The following is a 15,301-nucleotide window of genomic DNA, read 5'->3' as shown; positions in this document are numbered from 1 at the left end:
CTCTTACCTACTACCTAATGCCCAATCACCTTTACTTTCGTAATTAGTAATTAATATCAAAAAGCTTACAGGAAACCTCTTGCATATAGATGAGTGCTTTGAACGCTAGACGGAATTTTTTGAACGCTAGACGGAATTTTTGAATTTTTAAGTTGTTTAATCAGGTTATGATTACATGGAAATCTTTAAATTTATGCATCAAATTTTGATACAAACACTCAAGCTATTTATTGCTCTTATCTTTATCCTATCAACTGATGAAGTTCCATTGATAAACGCGAATTATCTATCAAAAATTCTTTGGGATTGATGCCAAATTTTTTTCTAAAAGCGGTAGCAAAGTAACTGCGACTAGAAAAACCAACTCTACGAGCTGCTTGGGAAATGTTTATTTCTCCTGCTACTAACAATTTGCGTGCTTCTTCTAATCTATGATGATGTAAATAGCCAAATACTGTCGTATCAAATACTAGCCGGAAGCCACGTTTAAGAGTGCAGTCATTTAAGCCGACTTGTCTAGATAATTCCATTAAAGAAGGAGGATTTTCTAAATTGCGGATCAAAATTTCTTTGGCGTGGTGAATACGTTCCACATCATCAGGTTTGAGTGCAGAGGTATCATTCTTACCTTGACGTGCAGATACATCTTCTTCAACCAGCAATACCATTAGTTCCAAAACCTTACTTTCTAAGTACATCCGTTTCATCATTCCCTGGTAGGGACAATTTAACATTTGTTGTAATGCAATTTGCATTGCTGGAGTCGTAGTACCAGGACGAGAATAATATTCTTGATGATTGTTTCTGACTAAATGAGTTAATTCTTGCGGAAGCTGATTTTTTTCTTTACCCATAAAACGGCAAAATAGCTCCGTTTCCATGTGAACATTAATCTCAATGATTTTTTCTGATTTAAATGTTTTATATTTTTCCTTTGGTGCTAGTCCACTACCCCACAATCTATTTTGTCCGCTACTAATAGCAAAATGATTATCTTCGTAATAGCCTGCTAGATAAAAGCTGTATTCTAAAGGATGTTGTCGCTCAGGAAGTTTTATAACCAGATCGTCATTTAATTGGTGTTCGGAAATAGATAAATATAAACCATCTCGTAGTTCTATTCCACCAGACAATCCTTGACCTAATTCTTGTGGGAAATAGCAAATGGTATCAAATATATCCCAGCGATCGCCTATACTTGGACTTAGCCCATCGCACTTTTTTTCTGTTTCTGGTATCTCTACAAATAAATCCCAAAAAGCTTCTTGTGAAATTGTGATTGTCATAAATAGTGGCAATAAATTATTATATTTGTTGCTAATTATTAGTAATATGTTTTAGTAAATCCTCAATGCAAAGTCACTTTGATCAGTATTTGTGATAAATACAGCAAGTAGCAGCTTACTGAGATTAATTAGCACTAACATAATTAGAATAGCCTATTTTTATAACACTAATTTGTTATTAAACATACAAAATTTTTGCTAGCTTTTCTCAACTACTAGGAATCGTTTGGCAACCTCAAGAATATTACTTGCTGACATAGAGAAGCGGCTTGTCCTTAGACAGCACCAAAAAAATATCGCATCGTTCAAAGAGGACGACAACAAGGGTGCAAGGTGAAAGCGATGGTTTCCGAACGACCAGAGGCGATCGCTTAACTCAAAAATTATTGAAAATTAATTGCAATAAATAGAATCATTTGTTAGATTATTGTTATACAAATCTATTACCTCCAACATCAGGCTTTTTTGTGGGAGAACTACTCTCCCACATATTTTCTGATTGCAAAAATCTCAATACGTTACGATATTTGTTGACTTTAGTGTCAATAATTAGATTTTATAAATTTGAAATTTAGCAACGCAAATAATTAAAATATGAGTAACTGCCCTTGCTGTCATGGAAAACTGTTGCAACACATTGGTAGCAGCAGAATTTACTGGTTTTGTCCCGATTGTCGCCAGGAAATGCCAAATATAAGTTCAGTCGTTCATCCTAATTGCTTTTCATCCGCAATATTGTCAGCAAAAGTAGGAAGAAAATCCTTGTGATGTTTGCAGTCAAAATGCCTTTACAACCTGTAATGCAAACGATCGCTCAAGCACTTAATCGAGAAGAGCAAGCAAAACAGGCGATCGCATCCCATCATCTATTAGATTTTTAATTCCCCATGAGATAATCACAATGCTTAACGAAATAGCTATCTATTCTCAATGTCCTTCGATAATCTCTGCAAACTGCTATCGGAAAAACACCCGCAAAAATTCGCAACTTGGGTATTAGGCGCACCCCAAACAGATGTCACAGTCCTCAAAACCGAATTGAGTATTGAACCCATCCGCGCCGATTACGTCACCTTTTTACAACTCCAAGGCAGGATTTTACACCTAGAATTTCAAACCACATTAGAATCTACACCACCCCTACCTCTGCGAATGCTCGATTATTGGGTGCGGTTGTATCGTTTATATCGTTTACCAATCACACAAGTGGTAGTATTATTGCTTCCCCCAAAAGATGATAGTGAAATTGCTACAGCTTTTACAGTGGAAAGCACCCGTCACGAATACCGAGTAATTCGGATATGGGAAGAAAACCCCGAACCATTTCTCCAGGATTCAGCCTTATTACCCTTAGCACCATTAACAGCCACCAATCAACCCCAACTCTTGCTAGAACAAATTGTGCAGCGTGTTGACCAATTGGAGACAACACAACGACAGGAAATTTCTGCTTATACCCAAATCTTAGCGGGGTTAAAATTTAAGAAGGATTTGATTAAAAGATTATTTCGGGAGGGTATGATGCGCGAGTCAGTAATTTACCAAGAAATTCTCGAAGAAGGCGAACAACGAGGAGAACAGCGAGGACGACAAGAAGGACGACAAGAAGGGGAACGAAGTCTGGTTTTGCGTCTACTAACTCGCAAGCTAGGAGAATTACCCCCACAGATACGGGAACAGGTAGAGATTCTGAGTTTGTCAGAATTGGAAAATCTGGGTGAGGCTTTATTGGACTTTACCAGTTTGTTGGATTTAGAGGCATGGTTAGCTAATCAGTAGAAACTTAACCCCAAGCAAACTAGGATTTCTTCGGGTTTGCTTGGTTATTTATTTTAAGGATTTGATAAAAAGACTATAAAAACTAATATCAATTCTTGCCCAATTGCTTGATAAACGAGTAATTTAATTTTTGGATGTCCCGTAGGAAAAATAATCAAAATATTTAGCAATAAATAGGCAGATTCGGCGTAGAATACGAAAATTAGCTAAGAAAAATTCTCTCCTAAACTCTACGTGATTCTCAAATCAGCTTCCAGAATACGGCTTGCTGATAGCTAAAACTTTATGAAAATCGGACTACAGCAATATTGGCACTTACTTGTAGACTACCTCAAGCCGCAAAAGAGTAGGATGGTCAAATTTGCGATCGCACTCCTCGTTAGCATCGGCTTACAAATCCTCAACCCCCAAATTCTCCGTTATTTCATTGACACAGCTGTTAGTGGTGGGGATAGCCAAAAATTACTCTTAGCGGCCTTGCTATTTATTGGTGTAGCCTTAATCACCCAAGCAATGTCAATTATAGCCACATTCTACGGTGAAAATGTCGCCTGGACAGCTACTAATAATTTGCGTGCAGATTTAGTAGAGCATTGTTTGAGACTAGATTTATCCTTCCACAAATACCGTACACCAGGGGAACTAGTGGAACGCATAGACGGCGATGTGCAGAATTTATCAGAATTTTTCTCGAAATTTACTATTCACATCTTGGGTAATTTGCTCATGGTGTTGGGTGTGATAGTAGTCCTGTTTATAGAAGATTGGCGAGCCGGTTTAGCTATTTTATTGTTTGCTCTCACCGCCTTATCTACTCTGATTAAGTTGCGTAGAATTTCAGTTTTCCATTGGGGAGGGTATCGCCAATTTAGTGCAGAGTTTTTTGGCTTCTTAGGTGAACAGCTAACCGGGATGGAAGACATCCGCGCCAATGGCGCGAAAAACTATGTCATGCAACGCTTCTATACAATAATTCGTAACTGGCTACCCATCTTTCATAAAGCCCGCTTTGCCGATACAATTCTTTGGGTGACAACCAACGGTATATTTACTTTAGGCAGTGTAATTGCTCTCATCGTTGGTGCTTACCTATGGAGTCAACAGACAATTACCATCGGTACAGTTTACCTATTGTATTACTACACCAATATTCTCAGCGAACCGATTGAACAAATTCGCAACCAATTTGAAGACCTCCAACAAGCAGATGCGAGTATTTACCGCATCACAGACTTATTACAAATTCAATCTCAATTACGTACAAGCGGCGAAAAATTACTTCCCCCAGGTGCGCTGTCTATAGCTGTCGAGAATATCTCCTTTGCTTACAATGACCGGAAAAATGATACTGAAGATTGGGTATTGCAAGATGTATCTTTTAATTTACCTGCGGGTCAGGTGTTGGGTTTACTGGGACGTACAGGAAGCGGAAAGTCTACTTTGGCGCGATTACTCTTGAGATTGTATGATCCACAATCAGGTTCAATTCGGTTGGGTGGTGTACCTATCGACCAAACCCCACTCCAAGAATTACCGGGGAAAGTCGGATTAGTAACTCAAGATGTGCAACTTTTTCAAACCACAGTTCGCAATAACCTGACTTTTTTTAATCCTGACATTACTAGCGATCGCATCCATGAAACAATAGAAATGTTGGGCTTGTCAGAATGGTTGCACTCTTTACCCAACGGCTTAGATACAACTCTAGGGCCAGATAGTAGCGGCTTGTCAGCAGGACAAGCGCAGCTATTAGCCTTTACCCGTGTATTTCTCAAAAATCCTGGCTTAGTAATTCTCGATGAAGCTTCTTCACGTCTTGACCCAATGACAGAAAGACTCATTGAAAAAGCTATAGATAAATTATTGATGGGACGGACTGCTATTATTATTGCCCATCGTTTAGCAACCGTAGAAAGAGCCAATCAAATCTTAATTTTAGACAAAGGTAAAATAAGTGAATACGGTGAACGAAAAGAACTAGCAAACAATCCTAATTCACGTTTTGCTCAGTTATTAAAAGCAGGTTTAACAGATTTATTAGTTTAAATAAGGGACTGGGTACTCGGTACTGGGTCTTAAAAGTAGACTCTTCTTCTTATTCCTGACTCATCATCTATACTTTTAGACCTTTCCCAATCCCCAATCCCCAATCCCCAATCCCTAATATTATGATGTCATCAACAAAAAAACTTGCTGGTTGGCAATTATTATGGCAACTAATTTGCTATAAACCAAAACTCTACTTAATTGATACTTGCTTCTGGATTTTTATTATGGGCTTACCTGCCCTACCTGGATTAATTATTCGAGAATTTTTTAATAGTCTCACAGGTAAAGCTCAATTTGGTCTATCACCTTGGGCATTTATTGCAGGTTTCGTCGCTTTGAATTTGGGGCATATTTTGGTGATATTGATAGGGCGAATCACCAAAACTCAGCATCGTTTTACTATGAGGTCATTACTGAGAAGAAATTTATTAGAACGTCTCTTAAATAATCCTCATGCTCAAATTAAGGCTGCTCATAATGATACTGAAAAAACTGTATCCCAAGGTGAAGTAATCAGCTATTTTCGAGATGATACCGAACACATTGAAGATAATGTGGCATGGGTATCAGAAATATTTGGAGAAGGAATATTTGCTGTTCTTTCTTTAGTCATATTATTAAGTGTCAATGTCCCCATGACACTATTTGTTTTCCTCCCCTTAGTGGGAATGGTAGTAATTATCCAAAAAACAGAAACCCGCATCAAACAATATCGCAAATCTAGCCGTCAAGCAACTCAACAAGTGACAGGCATTTTAGGAGAAATATTTAGTTCTGTACAAGCTATTAAAGTAGCTGGTGCAGAACAAGATGTCCTCTCTTATTTTCGCACTTTGAATGATAACCGTCGGGAGACGATGGTTAAAGACACCCTATTAAAAGCCATTCTCAATTCACTATTTCAAAACATGGTGAATTTCGGTACAGGTTTAATTTTGGTGATGGCTTCTTTTTTGATGCAAAGTGGCAGTAATCAATTAACAGTAGGTGACTTTGCTTTATTTGTTTATAATCTATCATTTGTCACAGGTTTTTTTGCCTCTGTAGGCGGCTTTATGGCATTGTATAAGCAAACGGAAGTTGCTTTTGAACGTATGACTACTTTAATTTCTGGTGCATCAACAGAGACTTTGGTAGCCCCAAATCAACTTTATTTACAAGACTTGGGTAAAAGTAGAAAAAACTTACCTCGATTAGAACAACCAAAAAATAATGCAAGTCATCAACTACAATCATTAAAACTAACAAATTTAACTTATATTTATCCTGGTACTACTCAAGGAATTGTAGATATTAACTTACAAATACAGCGCGGTAGTTTGACTGTAATTACTGGGCGCATCGGTGCAGGAAAAACTACATTGCTCAGAGTATTATTAGGATTATTACCCAAACAAGCCGGGGAAATTTATTGGAATAATCATCTAGTTGCAGACCCTGCTAATTTTTTTGTCCCACCTCGCAGTGCTTACACTCCGCAAATTCCCCAACTGTTCAGCTATTCCTTACGAGAAAACATTTTGCTGGGATTGTCTAAGGATGATGCTGATATTGAAACAGCATTAAAAATGGCTGTATTTGAGCAAGATTTAGCAGCTATGAACGAGAAGTTAGAAACTTTAGTGGGAACAAAAGGTGTGCGGCTTTCTGGTGGACAAATGCAACGGGTAGCGGCGGCGCGGATGTTTGTACGTCAACCAGAATTACTGATATTTGATGACCTTTCTAGCGCGTTGGATGTGGAAACAGAATTGGCATTATGGTCGCGGATATTTGCTAATACAACTGAGGAAAATCCTTGGACACCAACTTGTCTGGTGGTGTCTCATCGCCGTTCTGTTTTACGACGCGCTGACCAGATTATTGTAATGAAAGCAGGTAGGGTTGTAGCACAAGGTAAGTTTGAAGATATTTTAGCTGATGAGCAAGCTGATTGGATTTTTTAAGAGTTAACAATTGCTGACTATCAACTCCATGATTATCTGATTCTCAAATCTCCAGAACGCCAACACGGTGTAGAGTTTACCTTTTATCTATCTGGTGGTCACAAAAATCAATCTAGCTCTGCTTTGGCTGGACAGTACGCTATTTGTGGTAGCGGTGTTGCACCAAAAGAATCTTATGAATGGTTAGCAAGTCAGAGGACTCTGTCGATTAATCTCCATATCGAACCGGAGTTTTTTTGCTCATGTCTAGACCTTCGCACTGAGCAAAAATCGGCACAACTTGCCCATTTAGTTGAAAAACCAGAAAACAAATATTATGTGCGTTCCGGTAACACCACGTCTGTGATGACGATGGCTTTGCAACAAATTTTACAATGTCCTTACCAGAGTGTTACTAAGCGTATATATTTGGAAAGTAAAGCTTTAGAGTTAATGGCCTTGCTAATTTCAGAAGAGTTAGCACTAGGACAATCTCAAATAAATGCCTATCACCTCAAACCAGATGACATAGAACGTATTCACTGTGCAAAAGATATTTTGTTACAGAATATAGACAATCCTCCTTCCTTAATCGAACTAGCGCGAATGGTGGGTTTGAATGACTGCACCCTCAAACGAGGTTTCCGTCAAGTTTTTCATACAACGGCTTTTGGCTATTTACATCACCAGAGATTAGAGAAAGCCGGACAACTGTTAGCAATAGGTGAAATGAGCATAGGAGAAGTAGCTCGTGCAGTTGGTTTTGCAGACCGCAGTTACTTTGCAGCTGCATTTCGTAAACAGTATGGTGTTAATCCTAGTGTGTATTTGCGAACCCATCAACAACCAATGAAAAATTCCGCCTAGTCATCAAGAAATTCCGTCTAGCCATCCAGTCGATACTTCACACCTTCAGACTTTCCTGTAAGCTTCTTGATAGTAATTACTAAATGCTGCACTGAAGATACTTTCCATACTGTCTTAATTAAGCAAGTATTGGAGTCAATTTTTGCAGTTTACAAGACCATTTACTTAGAAAATTTCTCAATTTTTGCATTCGGTTGTGTGGAGTTATGGCTAGTCAACTGCAAAGAGTTGTTTTGATGACGATATTAGCCTTGGTGTTAATTAATCTACCTGGGCGCGCAGAAGAGAAAAAAGACGAAATCGAAAACCCTGTCACCAGTCTTAAACAATTACTTTCCCAAGCACAAATTCAGATTACCAATGTCAAGTTACAAACAACTGACAAAGGGATAGAGATAATTTTAGAGACCAATCAAGGAGAACAGTTACAACCTGTAAATAAGAGCCAGGGGAATGTCTATGTGGTGGAAATCCCCAATGCTCAATTAAGTCAGGAATTTCGCCAAGAAAATCCTGCTAGTGGCATTACTGATGTTGTTGTCAGCAATTTAGATACCAATACTATCAGGGTGACAGTTACAGGTGAAACAACATTACCAAACGTAGAGTTGTTTGACGGCGACGAGGGTTTAATTTTAGGTGTAGAAGTTGCTGCATCATCTGTTCCACAACCTCCGCAACCAGAAACGCAACAGCCACAGACAGAACAACAGACACAACAACCATCTGCGGAAGTTGATGATGCAATTGAACTGATAGTGACAGCGACACGAACAGAGGAAGCAATTACCAACGTACCGCGCAGTGTAACAGTTATTACCCGCGAAGAAATTGAGAAACAATCAACCATCACCAATGATTTAGGAGATATCTTAGGCCGGACAGTTCCAGGTTTGGGTCCGCCAAACTCCCTCAACCGCGCTGGTAATGCTCAAACTTTGCGGGGTCGTCCAGTATCAATTTTGATTGACGGTGTACCACAGCAAGGTAATTCCTTTGTGAATACTCAGTTAGAGTACATTTCCCCAGATGCGATTGAACGGGTGGAAGTGGTGCGTGGCCCTACAGCCGTCTTTGGTCAAGGTGCATCTGGTGGTGTCATCAATATTATTACGAGAAAGCCAGCTGAAGGATTTACTTCTACTGCTCAAGTTGGTATTAGTGCGGCGGCGGCTGGTGATGCGTTCTTGGGAGAAAACAGCTTCGGCAATTATCTACAATATGGATTTTCCGGTAAAGATGGGATTTTTGATTATGTATTTTCCCTCTCACGTAATAGTGTAGGTGGTTTCTTTGATGCCGATGGTTCGCGGATTCCCAGTAACAACGCCACATCAGATGATACTGTCTCTACAAATATATTGGGCAAGATAGGAATAGATGTTGGGGAACAACAACGTCTACAATTTACCGTCAATCATGGCAATAATTCCCGTAAAATTAAATTTATCGCTGATCCGATTACGCGTACAATCCCTGGATTGCAAACAACCCGTGCCTTAAGACAAAATCAGGTTTACGAAGGCACTGATGCACCTCGAATTACCAGTACATCTGTTAACCTCAACTATACTACAATACCTTCGCCAATTTTAGAGGGTGAGTTGATGTACAAACTCCCATTTCTCCGAAGCTGGGCAAAAACAATCAGTCCTAAAAATTCCTTCCAGGTTTATCGCAAGGCTTTTTTTGGCGTACTAACGCAGTATCAAGGGTTTCAGTCTCTAACCTACCTTGTAAGCTCAAGGCTTATGTATTGGTTATTTTGCCATTTTTGCCAAAATTTTTTTACCCTCTTATTTTGGCTAAGGTATTGATACTAATGAGGCAGTTTTTGGTAGCAAACTGCAGGCCCAAGCCTATTATCGCAGTTCCGAAGAGTTAGGGGTAGGCAGAGATGACCGGGGTCGATTTGCAGATGCCATCAATCGCTTCCGTTCTGAAGAAGAAGCTTTTGGGGGAAGGTTACAGATTCAAACACCTCTATCTACATCTGTATCTTTATTATGGGGAGCTGATTACGAGAAACAACAAGAAGGGGATACCCGCCAAGAGATATTTGATCCCGTCGCTTTTGATGCTAGTAATAATAACCGTCGGATTCTGCGTAAAATTGGTGAACAAGTTTATTACCCAGCCTTTGATTTGAGTAGCTTAGGATTGTTTGCCCAAGCGCAATGGGACGTAAGTGAGCAATTAATTCTCAGTGGTGGTGTGCGTCACGAACGCTTTAACTTTAGTGTGGACGAATTCACACCGTTATTAGACAACAACTTTGATCCCTATGTTGGCCCCAGCGTTGCAGGCGGCGAACTAGATTTCAGTGACACGGTGTTTAATGTGGGCAGCGTCTATAAAATTACGCCTACAGTTAGTGTTTTTGCTAACTTTGCTCAAGGTTATTCAGTACCGCAACTTTTCCGCGTCCTCAACTTCTTACCCCCCGGATTCACCATTGACAGAGATGTCCGTTTTCTCCAGCCGCAAAAAATAGATAATTACGAAATTGGTGTCCGTGGGAATTGGAATAATTTCCAAGCAACTCTAGCCGGATTTTTTAATTATTCTGCTCTTGGTCTATCTTCCAGGGGTCAACCAGACGGTACGATTCAATATATTCGCGCTCCGCAAAGAAACTATGGGATTGAAGCGACTTTAGACTGGCAACCCTCGAACAAGTGGAAACTTGGGAGTAGTTTAACTTGGACAGAAGGGGAAGATGATCAAAATGAAGACGGTGATTTTAGAGCTTTGCGAACATTAGAAGTTCAGCCATTGAAGTTAACAGCTTATGTTGAAAATCAAACTACTCCAGGCTGGCGGAATCGATTGCAATTACTGTATGTTGGTAATCGCAATCGCGGTTTTGAAGCGGGTAGTGATTTTGTTACTATTAGGGATTATCTTGTAGTTGATTACATCAGCAGCTTTCAAATTGGTGCGGGGAATTTAGAAGTAGGTATTCAAAACCTATTTAATAATAAATACTCCTCTGTATTTTCTCAAGCAGGTGGCGGACTGGATGAATTGTTATATAACCTAGAAAGAGGTCGCAGCCTTAGTGTTAATTACCGCATTAGTTGGTAATTAGGGACTGGGTATTGGGGACTGGGGATTGGGAATTTATCACTTTTTTCAGGAGGAAGAAAATTAAAATTAGAAGTTACATTATTCTATGTTTATCGGGTTTTGTTTCTATCATTTTGCTTTGGGCTTGTCAGTATATTTCTGATGATAAACCTCGACAATTTGATAGTACCTTACCTATTTCTCAACCAGTAGCTACACGAGTAGTTAAACACGCTGGGGGAGAAACAAAAATTCCCATTAAACCCCAACGAATAATCACTTTACATGATTCGACTATCCTCGATCCTGTTTTGGCTTTGGGTGTAAAACCAATTGGTATAGCTACCTATGCTGCCGAACAAGGAGTTTTATTTCGTGGCATAACTGAAGATGAAGTAAAGAGTATTCAACAAGTAGGTAGTGCTTTTCAGCCTTCTCTTGAGAAAATACTCATGCTCAAACCTGACTTAATAATAGGACGTGAATATCAAAAAAATATTTACAATCAACTGAGTAATTTTGCTCCTACAGTATTAGTTGATTGGGGGAGTTTTACTTCTTTTCAGGATAATTTTCGCTATATTGCCCAAGTATTAAATGAGGAAGAACAAGGGAAGTTGGTATTACAGCAATACCAAAAAAGAATTCGGGATTTACAAGATAGGATGGGTGAGAGACTACAAAAAATAGAAGTTTCTGTGATTGGATTTTCTGGACAAAGTATCAAATCCTTAAATCGTGATGCCGTATTTAACCAAGTTTTAGATGATGCGGGTATTAAACGTATATCAATTCAGAAAAATCAGCAAGAAAGATATTTAGAAATAAGTATAGAAAATCTCAATAAATATGATGCAGATGTTTTGTTTGTAATTAATGAATCTAAAGAGCAACTATATCCTGATTTAAAAAATCCTCTTTGGCACCATTTACGAGCAGTCAAAAAGCAACAAGTATATGTAGTAAATCAAAGTGATTGGTTTGCTGGTGGTCCTTTGGGAGTTAATAAAATTCTTGATGATTTGTTCAAATATTTAGTGAGGTAAATTTGAATATGTCAATTAATAATACTCAAAATAATTGCCGTTTTTGTTCAGAAATTTCTCAAGCTAACGGTGAAGACCCAATTGGAACAGCGATCGCTGTGGAACAATATTTAATTATTGAAGCTGCACAACCTTGGCCGATTCCAATTTGGATTGAACCTGATCCCATGCCCCAGGGAGTAATAGAGGCTTTAAACTTTATTTGGGAAGGTGGGGGAACAGTTCGACAGCTGGCGATCGCACCAGATAAAGAATACTCCCATCCAGGTTACACTCGTGTAATCTACTATCGCCGTCCAGCCAAATTTTTTGCCCAATTTGAGAAACAAGAATTTATCGTACCTCATGCTTTACTGGGTTCTTTAGCATTAGCTTTACTCAAAAACCCAGAAGAACTACCAAACTTTAACCAATATCGCCAACAAACAAACCACATTCGAGAAATACTCGTTTGCAACCACGGCAATGTGGATGCGGCTTGTAGTAGATTTGGTTATCCAATTTATCAAAAATTACGTTCTGAATACGCTGCTGCAACTAACAGTAACTTACGTTTTTGGCGATGTAGTCATTTTGGTGGACACGAGTTTGCACCTACCTTAGTTGATTTACCCCAAGGACAATATTGGGGTCATTTAAAACCAGAAATTTTAGATTTATTAGTCCTACGTAATGGTTCAGTCAAAGAACTATATCCCTACTATCGAGGTTGGGGTGGTTTATCTTTCTTTGAACAAATTGCCGAACGAGAAATTTGGATGCTTGAAGGTTGGAAATGGCTGGAATATCACAAAGCCGGTCAAGTTTTAGCCAGTGATGAAATTAATCAAGAATGGGCTGATGTTCGTATTGATTTCACTACAGTTGATGGCAATATTAGCAGTGCATATCAAGCGAGGGTGGAGGTGAAAGGCTCAGTTATGACAGCTTGGAAATCAGGAGCAAATCCAACTTTAGAGGAAGTCAAGCAGTATCGTGTCCGTAATTTAGTGAAATTGGCATTATGAAAAATGGACATGAATACTTACAAAATTTCTTGTTATCTATCTAATGGCAGTAGAATAATTTAAGCAGTGTAAAAAATTAATTTGCTCCGCATTTTCTTTTTCCGGTTCACTACAATATCAACGAATCAAAACCAGTGTACCGGCTAAAATTAAACCAGTTCCTATCATTATTTGTGGTGTCAGTGATTCCTTGAGAAAAAGTGCTGAAAAAATAATTACTAACACCAAACTTGACTTATCTAAAGGTGCGACTAAAGAAGCTTTTCCTACCTGTAAAGCACGAAAGTAAAATAACCAAGATAAACCCGTCGATAACCCAGAAAATACAAGAAATAATAGAGTTTTAGGAGAAATTATCAATAGTGTATCTAGTTGTCCTTTGGCAAAAACCCAACCCCAAACCATAAATAAAATTACAACTGTGCGGATTGCGGTTGCTAAATTAGGGTTAATTGCTTCTACTCCTATCTTGCCAAAAATGGTAGTCAAGGCGGCAAAAAATGCTGATAACAGCGCGAATAATATAGCATTGGTTTCATGGAGAAGCATTGAATATCTTTAAAAGTTTAGTATTTATTGATAAATAATATCACTAATCCTGATGCCACACTACAGCTATAAAGAAACCCCCAACTTGTCTTGTAGTGTCTTATCACCGTTCTATTTGACGACGCGCTGACTAGATTATTGTGATGAAAACTGGTAGGGTCGTAGCTCAAGGGAAGTTGGAAGAGATTTTAGCTGATGAGGAAGCGGATTGGATTTTTTAGTTGCTGTGATTCATAACAGGCGATGTACTGCCTAAACGAGTTGATATTTTTGATTCTAGTTACTCGATTTTTGATAGTATTCTTTCAGTCTTGATTCCCAGCGAGCTAGATAAATTTCGTCAGCAACACGTTAAGGGCAAAGGCATAGACATGAAAAATAGCATGGGCTATCATTGCACTTTCTAGGGAATATTGCCAAAATAGCCATCCACAAGCAATACCTACTATACCATTGAGTAGAATGGCGTAAACGATGACCCAACCTGTAATCGGTGCCAGGTTAGAGATTAGCGGCAAATGCAACAGCCCAAAAACAACTGCTGCTAAAACGATCGCACCCTGGTAGACTGCATGAGTAGGCAATCCTAAGCCTTGTTTGCATAACTTCCAACCTAACCAGACTAGCAGCGACATTAACCCCCAACGCGTCAAAATTTCTTCCGTAATCCCACCGTAAAACATCCCCGCTATAGCATCTATAATACTGGGTTGGGGCTGATTAGTAGCCCTCAATGCTTCTGGTAATACAGGTTCTAGCAATAGGCGAATCGATAGGGTGATGACTGTTGCTGCTGTACCAATACCTAGACCCCATTTCACATCATTGATCCAGGATATCGGGTTGGATGGATGAAGTACCCAAGATTCAATTAAATGCGATCGCAATCCTACCACCGGAGTACAAAAGATACCAATCAAAACAGCGATCGCTAATAAAACTGCGATTTGGATTCCTTGCAATAGCAGTACAATCCATAAAGGTGGCACTTCTGCGGCTATTTCTGTTGGTAAGGTAGCTAACTGCTTTTGAATTACGGGCATCAAGGACGGAATCAGCAGTACAATTCCCCAACTACCTAACGTAAATAAAATTGCAAACTGCTTTAAAACCAACATGAGATTAATCTCCTGGAATCAAGATGCTGGATAGCAAAAATCGTTTCCTCTGCTTTGAGGGTTTTTGGTGCAAAAACTTCACTAGTACCTGATTGAGAGATTGTGTTAACTCAGCCAGTTCCTCATCACTCAAATGCAGTGCTATCTGACGATAGCCAACTCCATCTTTGACAATATCAATCTCATCCCGTTGTAAATACGCTTCAAACTCAGTCAACAAGCTAACGACAAAGGCTGTGAAATGGCGTTGATGATCTGCACCTGTTAAGGCGGCTAGTTCTTCTGGTAAAAGCTCAGTGTTTTGCTCTTGTAGACTGTAAAATTTTTCCACAGTACCACGTATAGGATGTTCTGCTATAACGGTCAGAAGTTCTGCCTGTACAAGCTTTTGGAAATGACGATACAACGTTGCTTGAGGGATATCGGGTAGTATTTCGCACAATTGCCGTGCTGAAAGATGGCGATCGCCTACAAAAGCTTGAAGAATCTTTAATCGGACAGGATGGAGAATTAGGTCTGCTTTGCTACCACTCAAAGTTTTAGAGAAATAAATGTTATCGTTAACAGTAATATTATCATTATTGATAATATTGTCAAACAAGATTT

The 15,301-nt window shown here is 39.1% G+C and carries 12 protein-coding genes; 8 read left to right on the top strand and 4 right to left on the bottom strand.

Annotated features, from left to right (window positions below; translation table 11 throughout):
- Positions 1 to 242: 242 nt before the first annotated feature.
- Complete coding sequence (locus ACN222_RS13110; RefSeq protein WP_010996781.1) at positions 243 to 1,286, bottom strand: helix-turn-helix transcriptional regulator; 1,044 nt, start codon at positions 1,284 to 1,286, stop codon at positions 243 to 245.
- Between the two features lie 930 nt (positions 1,287 to 2,216).
- Between ACN222_RS13110 and ACN222_RS13105 the strand changes: the two genes are divergently transcribed.
- The 8 genes from ACN222_RS13105 (at position 2,217) to ACN222_RS13070 (ending at position 13,028) form a co-directional block, all read left to right on the top strand.
- On the top strand, positions 2,217 to 3,065 hold the full coding sequence (locus tag ACN222_RS13105) for a DUF4351 domain-containing protein (RefSeq protein ID WP_010996780.1): 849 nt from the start codon (positions 2,217 to 2,219) through the stop codon (positions 3,063 to 3,065).
- Between the two features lie 285 nt (positions 3,066 to 3,350).
- Entirely contained in the window at positions 3,351 to 5,111 is a 1,761-nt protein-coding gene (locus ACN222_RS13100) for an ABC transporter ATP-binding protein (protein WP_010996779.1), read from the top strand.
- A gap of 125 nt (positions 5,112 to 5,236) precedes the next feature.
- Positions 5,237 to 7,060, top strand: a complete 1,824-nt coding sequence (locus ACN222_RS13095; RefSeq protein ID WP_096637146.1) for an ATP-binding cassette domain-containing protein — start codon at positions 5,237 to 5,239, stop codon at positions 7,058 to 7,060.
- 123 nt (positions 7,061 to 7,183) lie between these two features.
- The gene (locus ACN222_RS13090) at positions 7,184 to 7,906 is read left to right on the top strand and encodes a helix-turn-helix transcriptional regulator (protein WP_231865545.1); all 723 of its coding nucleotides are present in this window, start codon (positions 7,184 to 7,186) and stop codon (positions 7,904 to 7,906) included.
- Positions 7,907 to 8,112: 206 nt separating this feature from the next.
- Positions 8,113 to 9,723 carry a TonB-dependent receptor plug domain-containing protein gene (locus tag ACN222_RS13085; protein ID WP_010996776.1) on the top strand — a complete coding sequence of 537 codons (1,611 nt, stop codon included), beginning with the start codon at positions 8,113 to 8,115 and terminating at the stop codon, positions 9,721 to 9,723.
- The gene (locus tag ACN222_RS13080) at positions 9,719 to 10,993 is read left to right on the top strand and encodes a TonB-dependent receptor (protein WP_084789097.1); all 1,275 of its coding nucleotides are present in this window, start codon (positions 9,719 to 9,721) and stop codon (positions 10,991 to 10,993) included. The genes ACN222_RS13085 and ACN222_RS13080 overlap by 5 nt, the downstream gene beginning before the upstream one ends.
- Before the next feature lie 116 nt (positions 10,994 to 11,109).
- Positions 11,110 to 12,021, top strand: coding sequence for an iron-siderophore ABC transporter substrate-binding protein (locus tag ACN222_RS13075; protein ID WP_199315699.1), 912 nt, complete (start codon positions 11,110 to 11,112; stop codon positions 12,019 to 12,021).
- Positions 12,022 to 12,029: 8 nt separating this feature from the next.
- Positions 12,030 to 13,028 carry a sucrase ferredoxin gene (locus ACN222_RS13070; protein ID WP_010996773.1) on the top strand — a complete coding sequence of 333 codons (999 nt, stop codon included), beginning with the start codon at positions 12,030 to 12,032 and terminating at the stop codon, positions 13,026 to 13,028.
- Between the two features lie 117 nt (positions 13,029 to 13,145).
- Here the strand turns inward: ACN222_RS13070 and ACN222_RS13065 are convergent, their stop codons facing one another.
- The 3 genes from ACN222_RS13065 to ACN222_RS13055 all read right to left on the bottom strand — a co-directional run bounded on the left by ACN222_RS13065 (position 13,146) and on the right by ACN222_RS13055 (position 15,296).
- Positions 13,146 to 13,577: an EamA family transporter gene (locus ACN222_RS13065; RefSeq protein WP_010996772.1), complete on the bottom strand. Its 432-nt coding sequence runs from the start codon at positions 13,575 to 13,577 to the stop codon at positions 13,146 to 13,148.
- A gap of 326 nt (positions 13,578 to 13,903) precedes the next feature.
- A complete protein-coding gene (locus ACN222_RS13060; protein WP_010996771.1) occupies positions 13,904 to 14,695 on the bottom strand; it encodes a CPBP family intramembrane glutamic endopeptidase in 792 nt (263 codons plus the stop codon).
- A gap of 4 nt (positions 14,696 to 14,699) precedes the next feature.
- Positions 14,700 to 15,296, bottom strand: a complete 597-nt coding sequence (locus ACN222_RS13055; RefSeq protein WP_049942441.1) for a helix-turn-helix domain-containing protein — start codon at positions 15,294 to 15,296, stop codon at positions 14,700 to 14,702.
- Positions 15,297 to 15,301: the final 5 nt, after the last annotated feature.

Source organism: Anabaena sp. FACHB-595 (assembly GCF_048568275.1).
Taxonomy (GTDB): domain Bacteria; phylum Cyanobacteriota; class Cyanobacteriia; order Cyanobacteriales; family Nostocaceae; genus Trichormus.
Note: the sequence above shows the minus strand (reverse complement) of the source record. Positions and strands in the feature narration are given on the sequence as shown.